This is a genomic window from Evansella sp. AB-rgal1, from assembly GCF_041820985.1.
Lineage (GTDB): Bacteria > Bacillota > Bacilli > Bacillales > Salisediminibacteriaceae > Evansella.
This window is the reverse complement of record NZ_JBGUAU010000035.1, coordinates 18,825-43,236: the sequence shown is the minus strand read 5'-3', so window position 1 is coordinate 43,236 and position 24,412 is coordinate 18,825. Positions and strand designations below refer to the sequence as shown.

The 24,412-nt window shown below is 39.6% G+C and carries 20 protein-coding genes; 13 read left to right on the top strand and 7 right to left on the bottom strand.

What is annotated here, in order from left to right:
• Positions 1-803: 803 nt before the first annotated feature.
• The 3 genes from ACERII_RS22145 (at position 804) to ACERII_RS22135 (ending at position 4,185) form a co-directional block, all read left to right on the top strand.
• A complete protein-coding gene (locus ACERII_RS22145) occupies positions 804-2,171 on the top strand; it encodes an MATE family efflux transporter (RefSeq protein ID WP_373645149.1) in 1,368 nt (455 codons plus the stop codon).
• 201 nt (positions 2,172-2,372) lie between these two features.
• Positions 2,373-3,212 carry an EAL domain-containing protein gene (locus ACERII_RS22140; protein WP_373645166.1) on the top strand — a complete coding sequence of 280 codons (840 nt, stop codon included), beginning with the start codon at positions 2,373-2,375 and terminating at the stop codon, positions 3,210-3,212.
• A 19-nt stretch (positions 3,213-3,231) separates the two neighbouring features.
• Positions 3,232-4,185 carry a GGDEF domain-containing protein gene (locus tag ACERII_RS22135; RefSeq protein WP_373645148.1) on the top strand — a complete coding sequence of 318 codons (954 nt, stop codon included), beginning with the start codon at positions 3,232-3,234 and terminating at the stop codon, positions 4,183-4,185.
• Between the two features lie 92 nt (positions 4,186-4,277).
• Here the strand turns inward: ACERII_RS22135 and ACERII_RS22130 are convergent, their stop codons facing one another.
• Both ACERII_RS22130 and ACERII_RS22125 read right to left on the bottom strand, forming a co-directional pair.
• Positions 4,278-5,120, bottom strand: a complete 843-nt coding sequence (locus ACERII_RS22130) for an ABC transporter permease (protein ID WP_373645147.1) — start codon at positions 5,118-5,120, stop codon at positions 4,278-4,280.
• Entirely contained in the window at positions 5,117-6,115 is a 999-nt protein-coding gene (locus ACERII_RS22125; RefSeq protein ID WP_373645165.1) for an ATP-binding cassette domain-containing protein, read from the bottom strand. The genes ACERII_RS22130 and ACERII_RS22125 overlap by 4 nt, the downstream gene beginning before the upstream one ends.
• Before the next feature lie 439 nt (positions 6,116-6,554).
• Between ACERII_RS22125 and ACERII_RS22120 the strand changes: the two genes are divergently transcribed.
• The 6 genes from ACERII_RS22120 (at position 6,555) to ACERII_RS22095 (ending at position 12,739) form a co-directional block, all read left to right on the top strand.
• The gene (locus tag ACERII_RS22120; RefSeq protein ID WP_373645146.1) at positions 6,555-7,580 is read left to right on the top strand and encodes a phosphate/phosphite/phosphonate ABC transporter substrate-binding protein; all 1,026 of its coding nucleotides are present in this window, start codon (positions 6,555-6,557) and stop codon (positions 7,578-7,580) included.
• A 191-nt stretch (positions 7,581-7,771) separates the two neighbouring features.
• The gene (gene phnC, locus ACERII_RS22115) at positions 7,772-8,530 is read left to right on the top strand and encodes a phosphonate ABC transporter ATP-binding protein (RefSeq protein WP_373645145.1); all 759 of its coding nucleotides are present in this window, start codon (positions 7,772-7,774) and stop codon (positions 8,528-8,530) included.
• Positions 8,531-8,566: 36 nt separating this feature from the next.
• Positions 8,567-9,412, top strand: a complete 846-nt coding sequence (gene phnE, locus ACERII_RS22110; protein WP_373645144.1) for a phosphonate ABC transporter, permease protein PhnE — start codon at positions 8,567-8,569, stop codon at positions 9,410-9,412.
• Entirely contained in the window at positions 9,409-10,209 is an 801-nt protein-coding gene (gene phnE / locus ACERII_RS22105; RefSeq protein WP_373645143.1) for a phosphonate ABC transporter, permease protein PhnE, read from the top strand. Before phnE (ACERII_RS22110) ends, phnE (ACERII_RS22105) begins: the two co-directional genes overlap by 4 nt.
• Before the next feature lie 350 nt (positions 10,210-10,559).
• Entirely contained in the window at positions 10,560-11,354 is a 795-nt protein-coding gene (locus ACERII_RS22100) for a Cof-type HAD-IIB family hydrolase (RefSeq protein ID WP_373645142.1), read from the top strand.
• A gap of 113 nt (positions 11,355-11,467) precedes the next feature.
• Entirely contained in the window at positions 11,468-12,739 is a 1,272-nt protein-coding gene (locus ACERII_RS22095; RefSeq protein WP_373645141.1) for an MFS transporter, read from the top strand.
• Positions 12,740-12,844: 105 nt separating this feature from the next.
• Here ACERII_RS22095 and ACERII_RS22090 read toward each other — a convergent pair whose 3' ends face one another.
• The 3 genes from ACERII_RS22090 to ACERII_RS22080 all read right to left on the bottom strand — a co-directional run bounded on the left by ACERII_RS22090 (position 12,845) and on the right by ACERII_RS22080 (position 16,371).
• Positions 12,845-14,071, bottom strand: a complete 1,227-nt coding sequence (locus tag ACERII_RS22090; RefSeq protein WP_373645140.1) for a dicarboxylate/amino acid:cation symporter — start codon at positions 14,069-14,071, stop codon at positions 12,845-12,847.
• 143 nt (positions 14,072-14,214) lie between these two features.
• Positions 14,215-15,423: a threonine synthase gene (locus ACERII_RS22085; RefSeq protein ID WP_373645139.1), complete on the bottom strand. Its 1,209-nt coding sequence runs from the start codon at positions 15,421-15,423 to the stop codon at positions 14,215-14,217.
• A gap of 171 nt (positions 15,424-15,594) precedes the next feature.
• Positions 15,595-16,371 (bottom strand): alpha/beta hydrolase, encoded by a 777-nt coding sequence (locus tag ACERII_RS22080; protein ID WP_373645138.1) that lies wholly within the window; start codon positions 16,369-16,371, stop codon positions 15,595-15,597.
• 218 nt (positions 16,372-16,589) lie between these two features.
• On the opposite strand from ACERII_RS22080, the gene ACERII_RS22075 reads away from it, so the two are divergent.
• The 4 genes from ACERII_RS22075 (at position 16,590) to ACERII_RS22060 (ending at position 21,287) form a co-directional block, all read left to right on the top strand.
• Complete coding sequence (locus ACERII_RS22075; protein ID WP_373645137.1) at positions 16,590-17,372, top strand: AraC family transcriptional regulator; 783 nt, start codon at positions 16,590-16,592, stop codon at positions 17,370-17,372.
• An 831-nt stretch (positions 17,373-18,203) separates the two neighbouring features.
• A complete protein-coding gene (locus tag ACERII_RS22070) occupies positions 18,204-18,953 on the top strand; it encodes a ThuA domain-containing protein (RefSeq protein ID WP_373645136.1) in 750 nt (249 codons plus the stop codon).
• Between the two features lie 21 nt (positions 18,954-18,974).
• Positions 18,975-20,078, top strand: a complete 1,104-nt coding sequence (locus ACERII_RS22065) for a Gfo/Idh/MocA family protein (RefSeq protein WP_373645135.1) — start codon at positions 18,975-18,977, stop codon at positions 20,076-20,078.
• Positions 20,079-20,498: 420 nt separating this feature from the next.
• Positions 20,499-21,287 carry an HAD family hydrolase gene (locus ACERII_RS22060; RefSeq protein WP_373645134.1) on the top strand — a complete coding sequence of 263 codons (789 nt, stop codon included), beginning with the start codon at positions 20,499-20,501 and terminating at the stop codon, positions 21,285-21,287.
• 273 nt (positions 21,288-21,560) lie between these two features.
• Here ACERII_RS22060 and ACERII_RS22055 read toward each other — a convergent pair whose 3' ends face one another.
• Complete coding sequence (locus tag ACERII_RS22055; protein ID WP_373645133.1) at positions 21,561-22,070, bottom strand: VanZ family protein; 510 nt, start codon at positions 22,068-22,070, stop codon at positions 21,561-21,563.
• A gap of 80 nt (positions 22,071-22,150) precedes the next feature.
• The gene (locus tag ACERII_RS22050; protein WP_373645132.1) at positions 22,151-24,031 is read right to left on the bottom strand and encodes an ATP-binding protein; all 1,881 of its coding nucleotides are present in this window, start codon (positions 24,029-24,031) and stop codon (positions 22,151-22,153) included.
• Between the last annotated feature and the right edge of the window lie 381 nt (positions 24,032-24,412).

Below are 24,412 nucleotides of genomic sequence, written 5' to 3'. Positions count from 1 at the left end.
GAGGAGATTCCTAGAGTAGTATCAATGTTCGTAGTCTTCGTTGCTAAGTGAATATTGAGGTGGATCGACTTCTCGAGAGAAGCTGGTATTTTAGTGAATTACAGCTCCATAGTATCGTTTCACCTTCTATAGTGCGTATCAAAAGGTGTATTTTCACCTTTTGATACGCACTTTTTTATATGTCTTGGATTAACCTGTTTGTCGTTTGACGAAATTCGACAAATTGTTAGATATCGGGGTCTAATTGTTAGATATTCCTCTCTAATTGTTAGATTCTAACGCTGAATTGTTAGATATTCCATATTACTGGTAAACAAAACAACCCAAATAGCAGCTAAACCATGGGAGAACCGAAAAAACTTACTAGTTTATCCATCTAACTGAAAATTATTGTAGGAATTAAGACAAAACTAGTACCGACAGCTCCCCAAAGTGTAAAAGACATCAACAAAACAAACTAAAATCAAGATAGAAGAGCCATTACCATTTGAAAATTCCTAATTTTCCATTCTTGATCCTCACCAATCCCAAAACATCCCTTTGCTTAATAATTTACAAATACTACACAAATGGAACGGATCACCTATTTGTTTTTTCTCGTTTTGCTGTTAAAATCATTAGGTAACGAATTATCTTTTTATATAACTTAGTTAATCTAAATAACAAAGTCGGCATTAAAACCGAAGTCAGAATTCAAAACAAATGTAAAAACAACTATACATTATTTTTCAAAAAAAAAGAGTGGTCCAATTCATATGGATCACTCGTTCTTTATGTGAATTTACCATTAGAAAGGGATCTTTATGACAAAAACTCATCTTAAAAGCCTATCAATTATTGCAGTTACTTGGCCCATTTTTATAGAAACCATGCTTCATATCATGTTGAGAACTGCGGACACGTTTATGCTAAGTAAAGTGTCGGACGAAGCAGTTGCATCTGTTGGAGTTGCAAACCAAATTATCATGTTTGTATTCTTCTTGTTTCAATTTATCGCTACGGGTACATCCGTTGTCGTGGCCCAATATCTCGGGGCGGAAAAATACGATGAAATTAAGAAATATACGGGGAATGGAATTTTAATTAACTTTGTATTTGGGTTGTTCGTTGCAACCTTGCTCATAGTTTTTAGTCGACAATTATTAGGGATTTTCCAACTTGATCCAGCGTTATTTGAGCAAGCAAGAACCTTCCTTATTATCGTAGGAGCGGCGCTTGTTTTCCAAGCAATGAGTGTTACGATGTCCATGATTATCCAAACTCACGGCTACACGAAAGAAACCATGTATGTGAGTGGCGGAATGAATATCGTAAATATTATCGGGAACTATCTATTTATCTATGGTGCGCTTGGTTTTCCTCAATGGGGAGTACCTGGAGTTGCTATCGCTACAGCATTTAGTCAGTTTCTAGCGTTGATTGCCTTTGCCCTCGTTCTTTATTATCGTGTAAAACTAAAGTTGACGTGGAGTGACTTTGTTGATATTCAAAAAGAACGTTTAACGAAAGTGTTAAGCATCGGATTGCCAGCATCCATTGCAAATATTTCTTATAATAGTAGTCAGTTGGTAACGACAGCGATCATTACATTGCTTGGAACACAAATGCTGGCAACGCGTATTTACTCGTTGAATGTACTTTTCTTTGTAATGGCGTTAGGGATCTCTCTTGGAAGAGGGTCACAAATCATTACGGGGCATTTGATAGGTGCCGGAAAAATGGAAGAAGCATATAAAGCAGGTATTCGAAACGTACGTTGGAGCATCTTGATTGCTCTAGGAACAACAACTCTCATCGTATTAATTCGAGAGCCGATGATGCGAATCTTCACGGACGATCCAGAAATTATCAAAATGGGAGCGATTCTGTTAATTTTGGGCTTCTTATTGGAGCCAGGACGCTGCTTGAACTTAGTGTATGGTGCAACGCTTCAAGCAGCAGGGGATGCTCGCTTCTTGATGATTGTTTCCATATCCGTCATTTGGGGTTTTGCGGTACCTTTATACTATATTCTAGGAATCTCTCTAGGATGGGGTTTAATAGGAATCTGGATTGCCTTTATCTTAGACGAGTGGGTTCGAGGAATCCTCGTCTGGGCCCGTTGGCGTAGCCGAAAGTGGGAGAAGAAAGCACTAATCAAACAAGCAGAAAAAGAAGAAGGCGTGGCGTAGGTTGATGGAAGCAGTGGGGACGGTTCTCGCTGCTTCTTTTTATATTCTTTCTAAATAGAAGCACGGAGAACCGTCCCCGATGCTCCCCCGATGCTCCCTCAGTTGCATTTTTCGTCAAAATTTTACAAAATCTTAATCTTTCCTTAAAAGTGTAGTGATACAATTAAAAACAATTCACTATAGAAAGTGTGACAACAATTGATGAACAGACGTTTAACAATGAAGGATCAGTTGTCTGATGTATTATCGTACATTCTATATTTTCGAAATAAAGAATGCAAATACCTATCAGACCTTGCGAAATTTTTAGAATTAAAGAGTATTATGAGAAATAATTTGCTAACAACATTTTTCCAACCTATTATAGATTTGGAGAACGGTTCGATTTTTGGGTATGAAGCATTAAATAGACCCCCCTCTAGCCGAAGTTTTGCATCAACTGAGAAATTTTATGATTATATTGGGAAAACAAATCAGGTTTTCCTTTTTGATTTACTTTGTCGAAATCAAGCAATATCTAAGTTTTACGAAAGCGTTCACGATAAGGCTTGGTGTAACGAGCGTTTTCTATTTATCAATATTCACCCTCAAGTGCTGATGGACTCTGACTATAAAAGTGGTGAAACAACGAAATTGTTACGGGAATTAGATATTCCTCCAAAGCAAGTTATCTTTGAAATAACCGAAAAACAAGCAGTAACTGATTATGTGCTGTTTGAGAAGGTGTTATCTCATTATCGTTCTCAGGGATTTCGAATTGCGGTGGATGATGCAGGGAGTGGTTTCAATAGTTTAAAAGCAATTGTTCATCTCAAACCAGAGATTCTTAAACTAGATCGATCGCTGATACATAATATCACTCAAAGCAACGAGCAGCAAAAGATGACTAAGCTATTACTTGATTTTGCAATAGAATCTGGAACCAAAATAGTGGCGGAGGGAATAGAGCAGCAAGAGGACTTAAATTATTTGCGGGAATTAGGAATTCATTACGGACAAGGATATAAACTCGGTAGACCTAGTGAATTGATTACTTCTTGAAAAAATGCGAGGGATTTGTATGATCAATGTAATTGGGGAAGTTGCGAAAGAGGCTCCTCTAGTAACAATAGAAGCAACTAATCAAGATATCGATACGTTATTTACAGAAAATCCTAGATCTCAAGGAATTGTAGTTTTGGAAAATGAAAAGCCTATTGCTCTCATTACTAGAAGTCAGTTCTACCAGCAAATAGGCACTCTATTCGGATATAGTTTATATATGGGGAGATCTATTAGCCTTTTAATGAATAAAAGTATCCTCAAAGTTGACTACTCTTTAACTATCATAGAGGTTAGCAAAGTTGCAATGGAGAGAAACACAGATGAATTATATGATTATATTATTATTACAAAGGATTCTCTCTATTATGGAGTAGTTACAATACGAGATTTACTAATGAAGTTTGCAGAAATACAGATCCAATTGGCAAGCTATCAAAACCCTCTAACTGGTTTACCGGGAAACAACACAATAGATGAACAACTGAAGAAGCTCCTTTTTTGCGAAAAATTTAGTGTGTTGTACATTGATCTTGATCATTTTAAATCTTATAACGACACATATGGTTTTCTTAAAGGGGATCGGGTAATTCAAGCAACGGCCGCGCTATTGCAAAGTAGTATTGAAGAGGAATCAGGTTTTCTTGGGCATATAGGTGGGGATGATTTTATAATCATTCTTCCTAACTACAATTACACTCCTATTTGTAATCATATAATAGATAACTTTAATAAAATTGTTACGAACGCTTATTCTTTACAACACCTTCAAGACAATTATATTACAGCGAGAGACCGTAACGGAAGAAAAGTAACCACACCGTTACTATCCATTTCAATTGCAGTAGCTACAAATAAAGAACGAACATACACATCAACGGACGACATTGTGGAGTACGCTACAAAAATAAAGAAGATATGTAAAAACTATCATTATAGTTGTTATCATGCTGATTTGGGTTCTTGTTTATGAAGCAGTGGGGACGGTTCTCGCTGCTTCTTTTTATAGTTATTCTAAATAGAAGCACTGAGAACCGTCCCCATCGCTTCCATCGATTCCTCTAATTAGCTTTTGTTTCGATACATATACATCGTAAGTGGGGCAAATATCACGATGATTACAAAGCTTGCAATTAGTACCCACAAAATATCACCAGCGGCTGCTGTGCCATGCATCAAACCTCGTATAGCGGTCACCAAAAGAGAGATGGGGTTTACATCCACAAATGCCTCCAACCATGAAGGAAGCGTTCGTGGATCCACAAACACATTGCTGACAAATGTTAACGGAAAAAGGACAAGCATGCTTACCCCCATCAACGATTTTTCCGAGCGTAGAAGTAAACCCAGGGTGGTCCAAATCCATGACAAGCTAAAGGAGAATATGATTAACAATCCTACAGCAGCAAGCACTCCAACGAAACCTCCATCCGGACGAAACCCCATGATTAGCCCAAGCGTGATCATAATTGCAGATGCAATTGTATAGCGAAGTGCATCAACAAGAAGCATGCCAACGAGTACGGAAGGTCTCCAAATTGGTAACGAGCGGAAGCGGTCAAAAATGCCCTTTGAAATATCATTATTTAATTCGATCCCGGTGTACATCGTGATCGTTACGATCGTCATTGCCAAAATTCCTGGTAAGAGAAATTGCAAATATTCACCTGTAGAGCCAGCGATGGCACCGCCGAATAAGTAAGTAAACATTAATAAGAACATAATTGGGAATGCGGTAACATCTAACAATTGCTCAGGTACATATTTTATTTTTAACAAAGCACGCCAGCCGAGGGTCAACGAAGTTCGAATGGCGTTAGGGCGTTTTGGGCGAGTTCGCTCTGACAAAACATCCTGCAACAATTCACTTGAGCGAGGATTTGTAGTTGTACTGGTCGATGCGCTCATCCTACATTCTCCTCCTGCTGTTTCGAATTCGTTGCTACTTCTTCTGCTGATCGGCCAGTTATTGTTAGGAAAACTTCGTCAAGACTTGGCTGACCTAGTGAGAAATCAGTCACCTTAATTCCAATGCGAGTAAGCTCTCCTAATGCAGTGGCGGCTAATTCAGAATCGGTGACCTCTGCAGATAACGCCGTAGGATCCGATGTGGAGAGGTGAATAGGTGCCGCCAATTTTTTCGATAAAACTCGTTCCGCATCCTCTCTCATCTCTGGATCCAGTACTCTTACAGTAAGGGAGCCTGAGCCAACAGATGATTTTAATTCACTGCTCGTTCCTTCCGCGATAATTCTTCCTTGATCAATTACCGCAATTCGGTCAGCTAGTTGATCTGCTTCATCCAAATATTGTGTCGTTAACAAAACAGTCGTTCCTGACTTCACAAGGGTCCGAACAATATCCCAAACTTGATTTCGGCTTCGGGGATCTAGTCCTGTCGTAGGTTCGTCAAGAAATAACAGATCAGGTGTAACAACTATGCTTGCAGCGATATCCAATCTTCTACGCATCCCACCAGAGTATTTTTTCACCTGTCTTTTTGCTGCAACCTCTAAATCAAATGCACGCAACAGCTGTAAAGCACGCTCTTTTGCTTCTGTTTTGGAAAAACCAAGTAATCTTCCAATCAAAATCAAGTTTTCAAATCCAGTAAGATCCTCATCAACCGAAGCGAATTGTCCTGTAAGACTGACTCGACTGCGCACCTCATTGCCTTCTGTCGCAAGGTCATAGCCCAAAACTGTTGCAGTACCTTCATCTGGTTGTAGTAATGTAGCAAGCATTCTAACAGTTGTCGTCTTGCCAGCACCGTTCGGACCTAAAAAACCATAAACAGTACCTTTCCGTACCCTCAGAGTAACCCCATCAACAGCACGATTCTTCCCGAAAATCTTTACCAAACCATCTGCCTCAATCGCAAATTCACTTGATTTTGTCACTATCTCACATCCTTTTTCTTTACTCCATTTTATTCATAGTAATCACATCCCATATTTATTCCACCAAAAGCAGTGGGGACGGTTCTCGCTGCTTCTTTTTATAGTTATTCTAAATAGAAGCAGTGAGAACCGTCCCCATCGCTTCCTCCCACTGCTCCCCGATGCCTCCCCGCACCGCCAAAATAAACCTTTAACTTTATAAACATCTATTCATAATTACCAATTGAGAACCCAGTTCATCAAAACGGGCCTTTACCTACTAAACAACCGAGTAAGCATTTACATATGGACACTATTCCTAAATCCACACTCCCAAACTATTAATTGTATGAACTTCCCATTCACAATATCCAAAAACTCTACATGTCCACTTTATATGTTGTTAACAGTATTACGGCAAAATAATACGTGTAGTTCAAATTAGAGGAGGATATCAATTACTATGAAAAAAATAATTCAAGCGGGATTACTTTTGACATTATTACTCACATTATTAGCAGCTTGCGGAAACAACAATGACACACCGACAGCAGATGCACAGCAACCAGCAGGATCAAGCTCGAACAATGACAATAGCAATAACACCAACAACAACGAAAATAACGATGCAACAGACGATAGAGCTGACTGGCCATCAAAATTCATCTTTGGAATACTTCCAACAGAAGATCAAGCAGAGTTAGCAAAACGTTTTGACGGAATGAATGAATATTTAGAAGCGGAATTAGGAATCGATGTGGAACTGTTTTACGGAACTAGCTACACAGCACTAATCGAAGCGATGGCAAATGGTCACTTACATGCATCTAGTTTCGGGCCGTTTTCTTACTTAATCGCCAATGAACGTGCAAATGGAGAAGCCTTCGCGATTCCAGTAAACGTGGAAGGTGGAACATTAGACGATATTTTCTATTATGCTCAAATGATTACATTAGAAGAAACTGGTGTTGATAGCTTAGCAGATATTGAAGGAAAATCTTTAGCATATGCAGATCCAGCTTCCACTTCAGGACATTTATTTCCGAAAGCAATGCTAATTAACGAGCTTGGTTTAACAATGGACAATGTAGATGATTTCCCTTCTCAAGTAGTTTTCTCAGGAAGTCATGAAGCATCCCTTTACTCTATATTAAACGGTGATGTGGATACTGCAGGTGTTTGTAGTACTTGTATTGAACGAGTTTTCGAACGAGTGAACGATCACCCGAACTTTGATCAATTAAAAGTGTTCCATGAATCAGAACCAATTCCAGGTGGACCGTATGTAATTCAAGGTGACTTACCACAATCATTTAAAACTGCTGTTGCAGAAGCTTTCTACAACATGATCAATGATGAAGTAGGGAAGCAATTCTTAATCGACAACGAATATTTGGGTGGATTTATTCCAATCAGTCATGAAGAGTATCAGGTAGTACAAGATACTGCGGATGCTCTCAACATGAGTCCTGAAGAACTTTTAAAATAACCCATTGAGCAGAAGGTGAGAAGTTTTGCTTGCCTTCTCCTTTTTCTTTGGAAAACAAAAGTGGAGTTGCTTTTCATTAAAATCAATTTGAATAAAACCCCTAGCATGATGAAAAGGGTATTAGAAAGTTTATGAAATGATTAACAACTTAACGTAATTTATCATGTTGATAAGAAAGGAAGTACGTATCTATGTCTGAAGTTATGTTAGAAACAAAGAATGTGAGCATGGTGTTTCCTGATGGAACAGAAGCACTAAAAAATATAAACATTAAAATCCACCGTGGAGAGCTTGTTTCCATTATTGGTCCTAGTGGAGCGGGGAAAAGTACATTTATGCGTTCCCTTAACTTATTAAACGTTCCTACTTCTGGTGAGATTGTGTTTGAGGGAGAAAATGTAACGAAGGCAAAAGGAAAGCAGCTGCGTCATATTAGACGGAGAATCGGCATGATTTTTCAACACTTTAATCTCATCAAACGTTCACCTACGTATCAAAATGTTCTCCACGGAAGATTAGGGTATATGCCTTCGTTGAAGGGTGGATTTGGGAGGTTCTCCGAAGAGGATACGGAGGAAGCTTTAGCTATATTAGAACGAGTAGGTTTGGGTCAACAAGCGTTTAAGCGTGCGGATGAATTGTCTGGAGGTCAGCAGCAACGCGTTGGGATTGCAAGAGCCATCGCTCAGTCTCCATCGTTGATTTTGGCAGATGAGCCAATTGCGAGTTTGGATCCATCATCATCTGAGAACGTGATGAATTACTTGAAAAAGGTTTGTCAGGAAGATGGAATTACCTCGATAGTAAACCTTCACCAAGTGGATTTTGCTAAACAATTTGCTGATCGGATCATTGGAATCAAAGCGGGAGAAGTTGTTTTTGACGGTAAACCGAAAGAACTTACGGACGGTATTATTAATCATTTATATTACGATAAAATAACGGTTTAAACGTTTATAGCCTTGAACAATGGAGGAGGTTTTTTCATGGGAATGCAAGCTGAGAAGCTGGAACCCTTAAAAGTGGAAGCGGAGAAAACCAATTTATTATCGGAATTAAAGCGACGGAAGAAAGCTCTTCTTTTTAATAAGGTAATGATTTGGTCACTACTCGCATTTTTAGTTGTTTGGTCATGGATAGGAACGAACTTTAGTTTGTCCTTCCTATATACTGGGATCACAAACATAACGGTCTTTATTTTCACTAACTTATTACCACCAGATTTTAGTGCTATTCCAAGATATATCAACCCTGCGTTACAAACGTTGTATATGAGTTATGTAGGTATGGTGATTTCTGTTGTTTTATCGTTATTTTTTGGAGTGATGGCGGCGAAAAATACGTCGTTCCATCCTGCACTTGCGTTTGCAAGTAGATCTGTGATTACCTTCATTCGTGCCGTACCGGCAATTATCATCGGGATGATATTTGTTGTTGCACTAGGACTTGGGCCGTTAGCTGGTACGTTAGCATTAGGTATTGGCGGAGTAGGGATCTTAGGGAAAGCGTTCGCGGATATTTTAGAGGAAATTGATAAAGGGCAAGTGGAAGCGATTCGAGCAACCGGTGCGAGCTGGTTCCAAATAATGGGCCAAGGAGTTTGGCCGCAATTTAAAACTGGTTTCGTGGCATGGTCTCTTTATAAAATGGATTTAAACATTCGTGAAGCGGCAGTGTTAGGAATTATAGGAGCAGGTGGAATCGGGTACACGTTGCAAGGGAATATTAATCTGTTCCAATACAAGCAAGCGTCTGTAGGGATTTTAATGATTTTTGCACTTATTTTGATTGTAGAGTTCACGACGGCGAAAATTAGGGAGAAAATTCTATGAGTCACATAAGAAATTATAAAGAAAATCAAACGAAAATAATTATTGGATTGCTAGCATTCTTTTTCTTTGTGTTTAGTTTGTTCAAGATAGGAATCATTGATGAGCGTATACTTCAAGCGTTTAGTAGGGCGGAACATCTTGTAAAAGGAATGTTCCCTCCTACGTTAGATGAGCCTATTGATATTTTCGGAGCGGCAATTCAGTCACTTCAAGTAGCAGTGATGGGAACGTTTTGGGGAGTAATCTTCTCCATTGCTCTCGCTGTTTTTGCAGCAAAAAACCTATCGCCACACATTAGCATTAGCTATTTAGTAAAGGGATTCGCGGCGTTTGTACGAGCGGTACCTGCGTTAATTTGGGCAATTTTATTTATTATTGCAGTAGGACTTGGGCCAACTCCAGGTATTTTGGCGTTAGCTGTAAACAGTATTGGGATGCTATTAAAAGTGTACGCAGAAGCGATTGAAGAGATCGACCACGGTGTAATTGATGCTATGCGTGCAACAGGAGCATCAAAGTTCCAGGTGATCATGCAAGGAATCATCCCAAGCATTATGACTATTTTCATTTCATGGTCTGTGTTTCGGTTTGATATTAATCTGCGATATGCTGCTGTACTAGGAGTAGTTGGAGCAGGAGGAATCGGTTGGGAGCTTGTCCGCGCATCGAGAGTTATGGCATACGACCAAGTATTGGGTGTAACCCTAGTAATCTTCGGTATGATCCTAGCAGCTGAGATGATCACACGTTATCTACAAAAACGCACAGACCTAGTAAACGTCCGCGCATCCCAGTAGGAAGCATTGGGGACGGTTCTCCCTGCTTCTAAATGGAACTATTCTAAATAGAAGCACTGGGGACGGTTCCCCCTGCTTCTAAATAGAACTATTCTAACTAAAAATGCGAACTTCCTCGGGATTCAGGCAGTCTCCGTAGTTTAGTAGAAGGGGAGGATTTACCCGAACCAGCACTTTAAAAAGTACTATCAATAGGTAATGAGGTATTACCTCACTCATTACCTTTTTCTTATTTGTACTGGGTTTATTCTGATTCGATTCTTGCGTTTTACCCATAGAAATAACCAAGATGAATGATACTACTCATGTTTTTTAGAGAAAAATCTACAAAATTAGAAGGTAGGTAGATTATGTATTTAATAGGAATAGATTTAGATGGAACGCTGCTTAATGATCAAGGGAAGCTTTCTAGTTTTACGAAAATAACGCTCGGTAAAGTTGTAGAACAAGGAAATAAAGTTGTCATCGCTACAGGGCGGCACCCATTAGTAACCACTCCTATATTGGAGGAGTTGGGGCTTACGAATACGTACGTATCCTTTAATGGTGCCTACATTAAACTACCATCGGAGACGTTGAAATTCACGTATTCTTGGAACCGAGTCAGTGAACTCAGCAAAGTACTGAAACAACGGGAATGTCTACACGTTTTCGGTACAGAAAGTGCTTATTATGTGGACAATGTCTATGCCAAAATCAATGGTGGCAAGCGCAGAATCAAGGTACCTATTAAACTTGTGGCTGATGTAACAGAAGTGAAGGAACCAATTTTCAAGACTTCGATTCTCGGAAAACAAGAGGATATGGACTTTGTAGAGGATTGGGTTGCTCCTTATGTTGCTGACGCGGGGCTCGTGATGTTTCGTAGTAGTGAAGATTCCATCGACATTGTTGATGACAATGTAAGTAAAGGGAAGGCCCTTGCATTACTCGCGGAAAACTTTCAAGTTGATCATTCCCAGACGATGGCATTCGGTAACTATTTAAATGATGAATCAATGATTGCTTATGCAAACCTCGGTGTAGCAATGGAAAACGCACCAGCAAAACTAAAGTTTTCAGCCAATTATGTGACCAAGTCAAACGAAGAAGACGGTGTAGCAATCGTTTTAGAAAACAATCTTTTAAAACAGAAAGTGAAGTAAAGGTAGGTAAACGTTTCGTAGGAGCCGATGAATGAAATGATCATATCCTTATGAAATCCTGCCATGTTTCGTAACTAGCACGCAAGATAAATCAAATTTAGGTGGTTTTCCATGTGAAAGAATCCAATAATGACAACAAGAATAAACGAGTTACTGTCGTGGCACTCGTAACAGCCCTGTGTCTCTTAGGGGATTCCATGTTGTACGTAGCGCTCCCTATTTTTTACAAGCAAGTGGGGCTTCAATCGTTATGGGAAGTGGGTCTCATTCTCTCCTTAAATCGCTTCGTCCGAATCCCAGTTAATCCTTTAGTTGGGTTTATGTATCGCCGTTTGCAGCTCAGAACCGGCCTATTTATTTCTGTAATTCTAGCAATTATTACTACAATTGGCTATGGTGTGGGCACTGGTTTAGTTATTTGGATTATATTGCGCCTTTTGTGGGGTATTTCATGGTCCTTTCTCCGTCTCGGTGGTTTTTTCACGGTATTAGACGCCTCTACGGATGCAAATAGGGGGGAGAATATGGGGCGGTATAATGGACTTTATCGTCTCGGGAGCTTAGGCGGTATGATCGGTGGTGGTATTTTAGTGACTATTTTCGGTTTTCATGGTACGGCTATTTTGTTTGGTGTAATTATGATCGTTGGCTTGCCACTCGTGTATATGGCTGTTCCGACAGTTGCGAAAACTACGACTGCTACGCTTTCGGAAAAAAATAGTCCTGTTTCTGTTCCTAGAAAAATGTTTTTTGGTTTTACATTCAAGGCGGTAACAATCATCGCTAGCGGGATGATCTTGGCATTTCTTATTCAGGGAATGTTTAATTCTTCTATTAGTCTAGTAATGTCGATGCATTTTGGAGAGGAAATTTCATTCCTTAGTTGGACTATCGGTATTACAGCTTTGGCGGGTATTTTACAGGGAGTTCGTTGGCTTTGGGAGCCTTACTTAGCAGTGAGGATGGGGAGATGGTCTGATGGGGAACGAGGAAGGATGCCATTATTCTTATGGTCGTTAGCTATATCGGCGGTAGGATTTATCATGATTCCATTACCATTTCCGATGGCAATCTGGATTGGTATAACATTAGTTGTGATGGCCGCGTCCACCGCTTTAACAACATTGGTGGACGCCTTAACCTCTGACGAAGCACAAGGTCAGGACGCCAACAAATTAATGACCACTTACACCGTTTTCCTCGACTTCGGTGCTGCTATGGGCCCACTCGTGTCCTATTTGCTATTTTCCCTGGGGGGAACCGTATTTCACGTCTTCCTAGGAGCAGCAATCATCTTTGTACTTTTACTCATCTTCTGGACCCTAGCCCAAAGGTGGGAGAGAAGCAGTGGAAGCAGTGGGGACGGTTCTCGTGCTTCAGTTTAGGAAGTAGTGCAAGCAGTGGGGACGGTTCTCGCTGCTTCTCTTTATAGTTATTCTAATTAGAAGCACTAAGAACCGTCCCCGATGCTTCCCCGATGCTTCCAACATTTACGCTGACTTCTGCGTAAATGCTTTTTCCTTATTCTCCGAACGGTCCACTACTACGGAGCCTGTTGCGTCTCCCAACACGTTTGTTGCTGTTCGGAACATATCTAAAATTCGGTCGATCGCTGCAACGAGTGCAACCCCTTCGATTGGTAATCCAACGGAAGTGAGAACCATCGTTAACATGATCAAGCCTGCTCCTGGAACCCCAGCAGCCCCAATAGAGGCCAACGTCGCGGTTAGCATAACGATTCCAAAGTCCAACACCGATAAGCTATGGCCAAAGAACTGTGCTACGAAGATTACGGCGACCCCTTGGTAAATCGCTCCGCCATCCATGTTAATCGTTGCACCCAAAGGTAATACAAAACTACTTGTTTCCTTAGAAACACCAACGTTCTCCGTTGCATTTTTCATCGTCAATGGCAGAGTTGCCGCACTACTCGACGTGGAGAAGGCAACGGCTGCTGCAGGGGCCATCCCTTTGAAAAACTGGAGCGGACTTATTTTTCCAAGCGTCTTCACAGCCAATCCATAAATCACCACAACGTGTAAGATACATGCAAGAGCCACTGCTGCTATCACCTTCATTAACGGCATTAAAATCGCCAATCCGTAATCACCAACGATTGGAGCCATGATCCCAAATACCCCGATTGGCGCTAGCTTCATGATCGCACCAGTGATCGTGAACATCACACTGGAAAACCCATCAAAAAATGCTTGAACTGGTTTCGCTTTTTCCCCAACAAACGTAATTCCGATCCCTACCGCAACAGAGAAGAAGATGATTTGCAGGATGTTTTGCTGAGCGAGTGCCGCAAATGGGTTCGTAGGAATGATGTTGAGTAATGTTGCGATTACTCCGTCTGTTTCACGAACCTCCACTGATCCAGCTTCAGGCACTGGTACGTCTAAGCCAATTCCTGGCGAAAACAGTAGTCCAGCAGTTAAACCAAGTGTTACTGCGAAAAATGTTGTGCATAAGAAGTACAAAATCGATTTTGATCCTAATGTTGCTAGTTTTTTTGGATCGCCTAAGCTCGATACCCCAGTGATAAGGGTCGCAACAATTAACGGTCCAATGATGAATTGAATGAGTCGTAGGAATAAATCCCCTAATGGTTTAACGACTGCTATTGCTGTTGGAAAAATAAGGCCGAGTAGAATCGCTAAAGCGAATGCGATTAGTATTTGGGACAGTAAACTCAGTTTCTTCACAAATTTCATCCTCTCTGTTTTAAAAAGTTGTGTAAAAAAATGGTAATAACGATATTGATTTAGTTTTTTTCTCTATTTTCGAAAACACTGTAGAGATGGCTCGTATTTTTTCAGTGACCTTGTAAAACTTAAGTAATGCTTTACCCTTTCCCTTAAATAGTAGAATCCTTTGGCAAAATTGGTGCTTCTTCTTGGACTGTTTCAGGATACTTGATTCCCATGCCTGTGTTTAAGCATAAAACTCGATCCTCTGACTTCAACCAGCCTTGTTCCTTTAGCTGGCGGACGGCTGCGAATGTTGCTGCCCCCTCTGGACAAATAAAGGCACCTTCTTTTTGCGCAACAAGCTGTTGTTCTTTTAATAGATCTTCGTCGCTGATTGCAATTGCGTAGCCATCCGTTTCATAGATGGCTTCTAACACTAAGAAGTCTCCGAGAGCTTTCGGTACGTTAATTCCGAATGCTTTCGTTTTCGAATCAGGCCAAAACTCGGAAGCTGCTTTTTTCTCTTGGAATGCCTTCACGATTGGAGCACATTCCTCCGCTTGAACCGCAACGAGTCTTGGCATTTTGCCTTCTTCAATCCAGCCAAGTTTCATTAATTCTTTCAAAGCTTTATAGATTCCGATGATTCCTACTCCACCACCAGTAGGGTAGAGGATCACATCAGGAACTTCCCAACCTAATTGCTCTGCGATTTCCAAGCCCATTGTTTTCTTACCTTCGATGCGGTATGGCTCCTTCAGAGTAGAAGCTTCGAACCATCCGTGTTTATGAGCAGACTGACCCACGATTTTTCCAGCATCACTAATGACCCCATCAACAAGGTGAAGGTCCGCACCAGATATGTAGACTTCTTTTCTCGTAATAAGTGGAGCGTCGATTGGCATGATAATATGAGATTTGATTCCTGCACGAGTGGCATAAAGGGCCCAAGCAGCACCAGCGTTTCCGTTCGTCGGCATCGCTAGCTCCTTGATGCCAACTTCTTTCGCTTTCGATACACCAACTGCAGATCCTCGCGCTTTAAAAGATCCAGTAGGAAGAAGACCTTCATCCTTCATCCATAACTGAGCAACGTCGTATTCCTTTTCTAAAACAGGCATTGGAAGCAGGGGCGTCATACCCTCACCTAACGTAACAACATTTTCCTCGTTTGTTACCGGAAGAAGCTCATGATAACGCCATAATGTTGGCTGTCTCCCAATCAAGTCTTCTTTTGATAGATTCTTTTTTAGCTCTTCATAATCGTAGTTTACGAGAAGAGGAGAGCCACACTTACATAAATTAATTTGCTCCTCGTGCGGATATGTATTATCACACTTCGGGCAATAAAGGTTTTGTATGTAACTAAATTTCATATTATAATCGTCCTTTCTATGTTGGTGGAAGCGTTGGGGACGGTTCTCGTGCTTCCGTTTAGAAGAAGCATCGGGGACGGTTCTCCCTGCTTCCAATTATAATTAATCCTACTCAGAACACTAAGAACTGTCTCCCACTAACAAACCGACCTTGCTTCCCATGCTGATCTTCTATATTGAATTAATAGTCGCTATGTTTGCGCGTATGCTGCTAACTTTCCTAATAAAAAGGTCAGCATCGTTTACAATGTTGTCTCTATCAAAATCCATGGATGCTACGTGATACGAATTTTTAAGCTCTATTATTTCTTTATGAGTTGAGCGAACCTCGTCAAACACATCCATCGTACAAGCAGGTGGCACCACATTATCAATCGTCGAATGAAACAGCAATACTGGGCATTCCACATCCTGAATAACGCTTTTCGTATATTGCTTGAGACGAAGTAGTTCCTTGATCGCTGTAATTGGAACAACAGGATACGTTATTTCATGAACTCCTTCTGCTTTCATGTCTGGTGCCGATTCCTCAAGAAACCTAGGGGAAACTCTATTTTTATATTTTTCATAACCAGGCACTTCATATGCCACGTTTATAGTAATAATTCCAGCAATATCTTTTATTTTACTTGCCAAAACTAGAGCCAATAGTCCGCCCATAGATTGACCAGCTACATAAATTTCTGAACACGTTTTTTTCAACGCGTAATAATTAGCCTCGAGATCCGAAATCCAATCATAATATGTTGCAGTTTCAAAATCATATGGATTCGTACCGTGACCAGTAAGTCGTGGTGCTCTTACGGTATATCCTTTAGCAGCGAATTTTTTACCGATATATTCAACACTTTGAGGTGTACCTACAAATCCATGACATAGGAGAATTCCGATGCTATTACCAGGAATATGAAAAGCCTCTGCACCAGGGATGACAGACGAGATATTCATAAGATAAGACCCTCTTTCATCTTAATTATAATAATTCATATTAGTTTACTTGGTTTTAATTTAAATGCAAATCTATCTTTTGTCAAGAGATACTTATAGATCTCTGTAAAATCATAGACACTTTTGTTTTCACGCTGTAAAATTTAAAGTGGAAACGGAAAAAATGCACATTTTTTATTCGCAAATCAATAGGAAAAAACGAGGTAGGGGAGATACTTGTGATTGTATACGAAAATAGAGAAATCCCATTTTCCTTTAACACTGTTAAAAATATGACGTTCCATCCTCATCTACATCAACAGATTGAAATTGTATATGTGCTTGAAGGTGAGATGGAGGTATCTATTAATGGTCAAAGTAAGGTTTTGCAATCAAATGAGCTTGCCATATCCTTCCCTAATGCTATACATAGTTACAAAACTTCAGAGTTTAGTAAAATAGCAATACTCATATTCAATATAGATATCGCCACCGATTATTCAAACCTGTTACTACAACATGAGCCTACCACTCCATTTTTACAATCAAGAGGCATTCACAAAGATATTCCATATTGTATGAACACATTTCAAGAGGAATCCCCTAAAAACATGGATATTAAATTACTGAGAGGGTATGTTTCCATGATGCTTGGAAGAATTCTAGAAAGCCTCACACTAGTAGAGACAAACCAGAGTATTAATTCAAATCTAACTCATAGAATGCTAGTGTATATTATGAATCATTTTCAAGAAGAGATTACGCTTGAGTCTGTTGCGAAGCATCTTGGAGCGAGTAAATATTATTTGTCTCGGATTTTTTCAAAAAAAATAGGAAGCAATTTTAATACGTACATTAATTCTCTTCGAGTAAGACATGCTCAGTATTTGTTAAGTAATTCCAATAAGAGTATTACAGAGATCGCGTATGAATCTGGATTTGAAAGTCAGAGGACGTTTTATCGTGCATTTAAGCAGGAAAGCAACATCATTCCTAGAGAATATAGAAAGCAAAACAGTTAAGCAAGAAGCATTCCTGAGACTCTACTCCTATAACACGAGCAGGCGGAAGGGAGCGACGGGAATTGTAGAGCGATTTCAATTCCCGAAGTAGCGTTAGGAAGGGAGCAACGGGAATTGAAGAGCGATTTCAATTCCCAAAGTAGCGCTAGGAAGGGACCAATGGGAATCGAAGAGCGATTTCAATTCCCGAAGTAGTGTTAGGAAGGGCGCAACGGGAATCGAAGAGCGGTTTCGATTCCCGAAGTAGCGTTAGGAAGGGAGCAACGGGAATCGAAGAGCGGTTTCGATTCCCGAAGTAGTGTTAGGAAGGGAGCAACGGGAATCGAAGAGCGGTTTCGATTCCCGAAGTAGCGTTAGGAAGGGAGCAACGGGAATCGAAGAGCGGTTTCGATTCCCGAAGTAGCGTTAGGAAGGGAGCAACGGGAATTGAAGAGCGATTTGAATTCCCGAAGTAGCGTTAGGAAGGGAGCGACGGGAATCGAAGAGCGATTCCCATTCCCGAAGAAAAAATAAAAGTCCTCTACTCATCCTAATCAAGTTTTCCTTCCAAAACCAATATAACGAAACACAACGCCATTCGCCGGGAGACAGGATATCGACTTACGCCGTTGCCGACAGGTTGTGGGCAGATCTTAGGTGAAATTGTGGCGATTTGTGCTTTTCTCAATAAGAGCAATATTTGGCACAAAGATATTGTTTTATGACAAGGAATAAAAAATCTCCTTTGATATGATGAAACCACTGAAATAATAAAAAATTCGTTTTTTCAGTCCTCTCGATATGATACGTGTAATTACAAATAACAATTTTTCACACAAAGGAGTGCAAGCAATGAAGAAAAAAGCATTGATAGTTTGGGGAGGCTGGGATGGTCATGAACCAGAGCAGGTAGCTTCTATTTTTCAAGGAATTCTACAAGAAGAAAACGTTGAAGTAGAAGTTTCCGATACACTGGAAGCCTATGCCGATCCTGAGAAATTAAAATCTCTTGATTTAATTATTCCTCACTGGACAATGGGAGAAATAGAAAAAAACCTAGTAAACAACATATCGGAAGCAGTAATGAGTGGGGTTGGAATAGCAGGGTGTCATGGTGGAATGTGTGATTCTTTCCGAAACAATGTAGATTGGCAGTTTATGACGGGAGGAAACTGGGTTGCACATCCTGGTAACGATGGTGTGGAGTATATGGTGAATATCAAGCACTCCTCTAGCGGCCTACTAGAAGGAATAGAAGATTTTAAGGTTGTGAGTGAGCAGTACTATTTACATGTGGATCCTGCCGTCGAAGTTTTGGCAACGACTCGTTTTCCAGTAGTAGTCGGTCCTCATTCCCTGAATACTCCTGTTGATATGCCTGTCGTTTGGACAAAACGCTGGGGATTAGGACGAGTGTTTTATAGCTCATTAGGTCATGTGGCGAATGTTGTAACAATGCCGCAAGTGACTCAAATAATGCGAAATGGTTTCTTATGGGCAGCAGAAGGAAAAGGATTATACAAAGGAATGAAAGCTCCAACGTACGGGGCGGTTGGAAATGGGAATAATCGAGTTTATTCAGGTATGGGAGATAGTAACTAGCATATAATCGGAGGGATTCCAATGAAAAAAATGAATGTAGGAATTATCGGATGTGGAAATATAAGTTCTATCTATATGGAAAATATTCCGGGATTTCCAGAACTGGAGCTTGTAGCTTGCTCAGACATCATCATGGAAAAAGCAGAAGCTCAAGCTAAAAAATTCAATGTAATGAAAGCGTGTACAGTTCCAGAAATCCTAGATGACCCCAACATTGATATCATTGTAAATCTTACAACTCCTCAAGACCATGCGGAGGTATGTATTCAAGCACTACAGGCAGGAAAGCATGTCCATGTAGAAAAACCATTAGCAGTTACCTTAGAAGATGGGAAAAAAATCGTGAATCTCGCTCAAGAAAAAGGGTTACTAGTGGGAGGGGCACCTGACACATTTTTAGGAGCGGGAATCCAAACGGCACTTCAGTTAATTGAGCAAGGAGAGATTGGGGAGTTAGTTGGAGCATCTGCGTTCCTAATAGGGCGTGGTCATGAGCATTGGCATCCAGATCCTGAGTTTTATTATGATAATGGGGGTGGACCGATGTTTGATATGGGTCCTTACTATTTAACAACCCTCATTGCTTTATTAGGGCCAATCCGTCGCCTATCGGGTACGACTCGAATTACGTACCCTGAAAGAACCATCTTAAGTGAACCGAAGGCTGGAAAGATAATGAAAGTAAATACACCCACACATATATCAGGAACGATGGATTTTCAATCAGGTTCGATTGGTACGATAACGACAAGTTTTGACGCATTTGGCGGTTCTTCCCTTCCTCCAATAGAGATATACGGAAGTGAAGGAACATTGCTTGTGCCAGATCCAAATACGTTTGGAGGCCCAGTACGTCTACGTAAAAAAGGTGAACAGGAATTTGTTGAAATACCATTAATCTCAAAATATCATGAGAACAGTCGAGGACTTGGTGTTTTAGACATGGCGAGGGCAATCCTCCATGGTTCCCCTCATCGTAGCAATGGGGAACTTGCCTATCACGTTTTAGAAGCGATGCATGGATTTCACATATCCTCGGAAAAAGGAGAGTTTTATCACATGGAAAGTAGCTGCGAGAAACCAAAAGCGTTTGATACTAAGCTCCATGAAAATACAGCGAATTAAAGGAATAAGTCCAGTGACATGTTGAAAACAACAGTTTTGACACTAGTCTCTTTTCGCTCACATACCATCGAGCCACTTCGCCCGTGAAAACATGAGCGACTCGATTTCCAGTTAGAACACCGTCTTGATACGGAGTGAGAGGCATGATAGGCTTGGTGCCTTTCGAAACAGCTTACTGAGTCGCCTTTGAGCTATATTATACCCCTGGAGGCTACATGCAAGCACATGCCAGAATTGCCAGCTACAATGTTAGAAGTGGCTCACGAAGATATTAGTTTTTTTATCCTCCTCCACTTTTTCTTTCAACATAGTCTAGTGCATGATGAGAGATAAGAAAGGAACCTATTTTCTCAACGACTCAAAAAGTGGTATCATTTGATATATAGTATTAATTGTAAAATTGAAGTGAGGATGAAATGTATGATACATCATAAAATTTTATTTTTAGATATCGATGGTACGATTTTAACTCCTGATGATACGATAGAGAATTCCACGAAGGAAGCTGTACGAAGTGTTCAAGAAAAAGGGTTGGAGGTATTTCTTGCAACTGGGCGCCCACTTCACGAAATTAGGGAGATTGGCGAGGAGCTTAACGTACAATCCTTTATTGGATACAACGGTGCGTATGCAGTACATAAGGGATCGGATGTTTTTATAGAACCAATGTCAAGGGAGACTATCGAGTTTTTCCTAGATGTGGCGAAAAAAAGAGAGCATGATCTTGTCATGTATACGAATGGGCAAAATGTCCTTAGTAGTTTTGAAACAAAGCGTATAAAAGAGTTTATTGAAAAATTTCACTTGAAACACAATGTCTTGTTTGAAACGAAGTATCTGGACGATATTCTTGGTGTGAGTGTGCTGAATTTAGGGAAAGAAGAGCCTGCATTGTATGAAGCTGCGGGGAATATCCATCTTGCGGCGGTCAATGTGGAAGGCATAAAAGAGCACGGGTACGATGTGATCCGCGACAGCGTTAATAAAGGTGTGGCAGTTGGGAAGGTGTTAGATCTTTTAGGAATAGAGAAAGAGGATGCCATCGCCTTTGGGGATGCGATGAACGATAAGGAAATGCTGTCTCTCGTTGGAGACGGATTCGCCATGGGTAATGCCAATCCAGATCTATATGAGTATGCAAAACATAGAACGACGTCGGTTACGGATTCCGGAGTTTATAATGGATTGAAGTCGTTGGGATTGGTGTGATATTTGTTTAGATTTAGTGACGGAGATTCATTCTTGCTAGTTGCGTGTAGTTTGATAAAGCAGATGGAGACCTTATATATGGATAGGGCTCTATTTGCTATTTTTAAACCCTACCAGAAAGTATCATTTCACAAATGGGTTAGAGTATAAGAAGGAGGAATACTATCTCTATTAAGGACTTGGCTATAAGCCAAATTTTTATATTGGAAACCAGAAAGGGGGAGTTTTTATGGTGGTGCCACCATGAAGCAATGTTCCAATATATGAGCTCATTTACATGGATCTTGACCTAGATCTTTCTATATAAATGGAGCGTAGTTTTGCTTTTATTTTAAAAAGGTAATGGAAAAGGATCATCGCGGTAATAAATAGGATGCTACCAGCGGTGTTGATAAAAATATCAAGTAGTCTACCACTACGTGCCAAGAGAAAATGCTGATGATATTCATCAATTGCCCCAATAATGGAAGCAGCTATAACTGCGGTCGTACCTCTTAGCAACACATTTTTATCAAAAAGTACGATAAAAATCATCACGGCAAGTATACCGTATGCAATAAAGTGTCCGAACTTTCGAACCTGTATGTAGGCGCTCTCTGTTAGGGCGTAGGTATAGTAAAAAGTACTATTCGTATCGAGAAAAAAGAAAGGGTTACTATTTGCTTTATAGATGGAACGAATGGACTGGCTGTCAAACATCCCGCCAGTTTCTTTGGCAATAGATAGTACAATGATAAAACATGATACGGTGAAAATAATGGAAAATATCAATAAAAACCTCATATCATCCCTCCATGTCTTGTAATCTAGTTTTGACAGTAGAAGTGGTGTTTAAACATAAAACTAAACAAAACAACTACTTCTTACTTTGAATTAGAATGCTCCCAAATCACTTCCCTAAGTTTGTTCATATCAACTGGCTTCATTAAATAGTTCTGGCACCCTTCCTTTCGCGCCAGTTTAATAGTAGATTCGATTGCCTCAGCACTGACCACTACAACAGGAATATCCTTTGTACGAGAATGAGCCTTCAATTTTGCTAATATAGATAAACCGCTCACATCAGGTAAATGTAAATCTAGTAAAATAAGATCAGGCTGTATCCTAACTGCTTTAGCAAAACCCTGTTCCCCTGCAGTTTCATATGTAAATGTAATATCGCCAATAACTTGTAACATGGACGATAATACTTCAATATTATCTACATTATCCTCAATATATAAAATCTTAAGCTTCCCCGATAAGGAAGGGATATGTTGATCTCTATTAATAGGCATCATGCTGTGAGAAGGTGCTTTCTTTTCCACAAATCCATCAAATGTTACCCAAAAGGTAGATCCAATATCCTCTTCACTCATAACTCCATAGGAGCCATTCATTTTATTGGTAAGCTTTGAAACGATCGCCAATCCAACTCCTGATCCTTTCCATTGTTCAAGACTCACCTTCGTTCGATAGAACGGTTTAAAGATAGATACTAATTCATCATGAGGGATTCCAATTCCAGAGTCCTTCACACTGATTTTTACAGACTTTTCTAAATGGTTATAATCCACAAAGATAGAAACCTCGCCATTTTCCTTGTTGTACTTCATACCATTCGAAATTAAATTAGTTATCACCTGTTGTAATCGTAATTTATCAGCTGTGATGTACAAATCATCACTGATAGAATCGATTTTGATGACTATTTTAGCGCTCTGCGTTTCAAAGATAGAATGTACACAGTTTTCAACAAAGGATTTCACATGGATATCTTCTATATGTAAACTTATTTTTCCAGCTTCAATTGCGGAGAAGTCTATTATTTCTTCTATTAATTTTAATAAATCCATAGATGAATCATAAATCTTCCCTAAACTGTGTTGACTATCTGTATTGTTTTCCTCTAATAATAAGATTTGTGTATAACCAAGGATCGTATTCAAAGGCGTACGTAAATCGTGGCTCATTTGTGATAGGAATGTATTTTTCATCTTATTCGCATTTTCTGCACTGGTTTTCTCTTCACGAAGAAGTTGCACTTTTACTATTTCTTGGTCTTTTTCCATTCGTAGTTGTTCGTTCTTTTTCATTAATGAGATATTTTCTCTTTCCATGTTTTGTAACCTATTTTTTTCTTGGTACGTTATGGCTGAAGAGTTCGTTTTATGGTAGAAAGGAGACAGCTCCACTCTTTCATCAAGCATAAAATAGTCATGAACCTTCAACATTTCATTTTGTATATAAGCTGGAGTTACTAATGCGTTGTATGTGCATACTGAGATAATATTTTTACCTTGTACATACTCATCACACATACATTCGTATTCTCTTAATTCCGTAACTTGTACTCCTTGTGCTAACACTTTCCCCCATAGGCGAGTTGTTATTTTCGAATCAATATAGGGTTCCAAAAGATCTTTTAAACTATCTGAGCTACGTTGTGCTTCGAAGTTTTTGTTTTTAGAATAATAGCTAGCGTAGTCCATTTTTATGATTGCATCAAGATCCTTTTGTGAATATCCTAGACGTAAAAGATTATTGTTTAATCTTCTAATAAACTCACAGTTTTCAATAAGGACAATGGTATGTCCTTTATCAATACCTTCTGCAATAAATGGAACGGCGTTGTTGATATATTTGTCATATTCATTGAACATATAGAGAATATGTGCACCGTTATTATGTAATTTACTATTGATAAGTGAATTTAATGTAGAGGATGCATTATTATTATTAGCGGTAAATTGTTTTCGATCCATAAGGTATTCATCCTCCTTTTTTTTAAAACATGGTAAAATATATGATTAGTATATATTGCTAGTGAAAAAAAGCAGTAGTTTCTATTACAATTATAAGTAATAAAATCGTTAATAGTAATAATAAATATTAATAAATGTATTTTTTTACCACTATATAGGGGGAAGTTACTTTATTTTTGACTATGTTCTCAAAAGTCTTGTGTCGATTTTTATTCATGTTGATTTTTAAGGAATTGCTAGGAGTCTTGTGGTGCGCCATAAGGAAAGTGAGTAACCTGGAGTAAAAATCAACATCAACGTTTAACAGAGCCTTATTTTAAAAAGATCCCATGTCACTGTACCCAATGAGAGTTACACCTATGTTTAGTTGAATAGCCTTTG

Bases quoted from the DNA above. Each gene is read 5' to 3' on its own strand.
- phnE (WP_373645143.1), top strand. From the start codon at position 9,409: ATGAGTCACATAAGAAATTATAAAGAAAATCAAACGAAAATAATTATT.
- ACERII_RS22135 (WP_373645148.1), top strand. From the start codon at position 3,232: ATGATCAATGTAATTGGGGAAGTTGCGAAAGAGGCTCCTCTAGTAACA.
- ACERII_RS22050 (WP_373645132.1), bottom strand. From the start codon at position 24,031: ATGGATCGAAAACAATTTACCGCTAATAATAATAATGCATCCTCTACA.
- ACERII_RS22120 (WP_373645146.1), top strand. From the start codon at position 6,555: ATGAAAAAAATAATTCAAGCGGGATTACTTTTGACATTATTACTCACA.
- ACERII_RS22145 (WP_373645149.1), top strand. From the start codon at position 804: ATGACAAAAACTCATCTTAAAAGCCTATCAATTATTGCAGTTACTTGG.
- ACERII_RS22140 (WP_373645166.1), top strand. From the start codon at position 2,373: ATGAACAGACGTTTAACAATGAAGGATCAGTTGTCTGATGTATTATCG.
- ACERII_RS22080 (WP_373645138.1), bottom strand. From the start codon at position 16,371: ATGAATATCTCGTCTGTCATCCCTGGTGCAGAGGCTTTTCATATTCCT.
- ACERII_RS22090 (WP_373645140.1), bottom strand. From the start codon at position 14,071: ATGAAATTTGTGAAGAAACTGAGTTTACTGTCCCAAATACTAATCGCA.
- ACERII_RS22085 (WP_373645139.1), bottom strand. From the start codon at position 15,423: ATGAAATTTAGTTACATACAAAACCTTTATTGCCCGAAGTGTGATAAT.
- ACERII_RS22055 (WP_373645133.1), bottom strand. From the start codon at position 22,070: ATGAGGTTTTTATTGATATTTTCCATTATTTTCACCGTATCATGTTTT.
- ACERII_RS22065 (WP_373645135.1), top strand. From the start codon at position 18,975: ATGAAAAAAATGAATGTAGGAATTATCGGATGTGGAAATATAAGTTCT.
- ACERII_RS22060 (WP_373645134.1), top strand. From the start codon at position 20,499: ATGATACATCATAAAATTTTATTTTTAGATATCGATGGTACGATTTTA.
- phnC (WP_373645145.1), top strand. From the start codon at position 7,772: ATGTCTGAAGTTATGTTAGAAACAAAGAATGTGAGCATGGTGTTTCCT.
- ACERII_RS22130 (WP_373645147.1), bottom strand. From the start codon at position 5,120: ATGAGCGCATCGACCAGTACAACTACAAATCCTCGCTCAAGTGAATTG.
- ACERII_RS22100 (WP_373645142.1), top strand. From the start codon at position 10,560: ATGTATTTAATAGGAATAGATTTAGATGGAACGCTGCTTAATGATCAA.
- ACERII_RS22070 (WP_373645136.1), top strand. From the start codon at position 18,204: ATGAAGAAAAAAGCATTGATAGTTTGGGGAGGCTGGGATGGTCATGAA.
- phnE (WP_373645144.1), top strand. From the start codon at position 8,567: ATGGGAATGCAAGCTGAGAAGCTGGAACCCTTAAAAGTGGAAGCGGAG.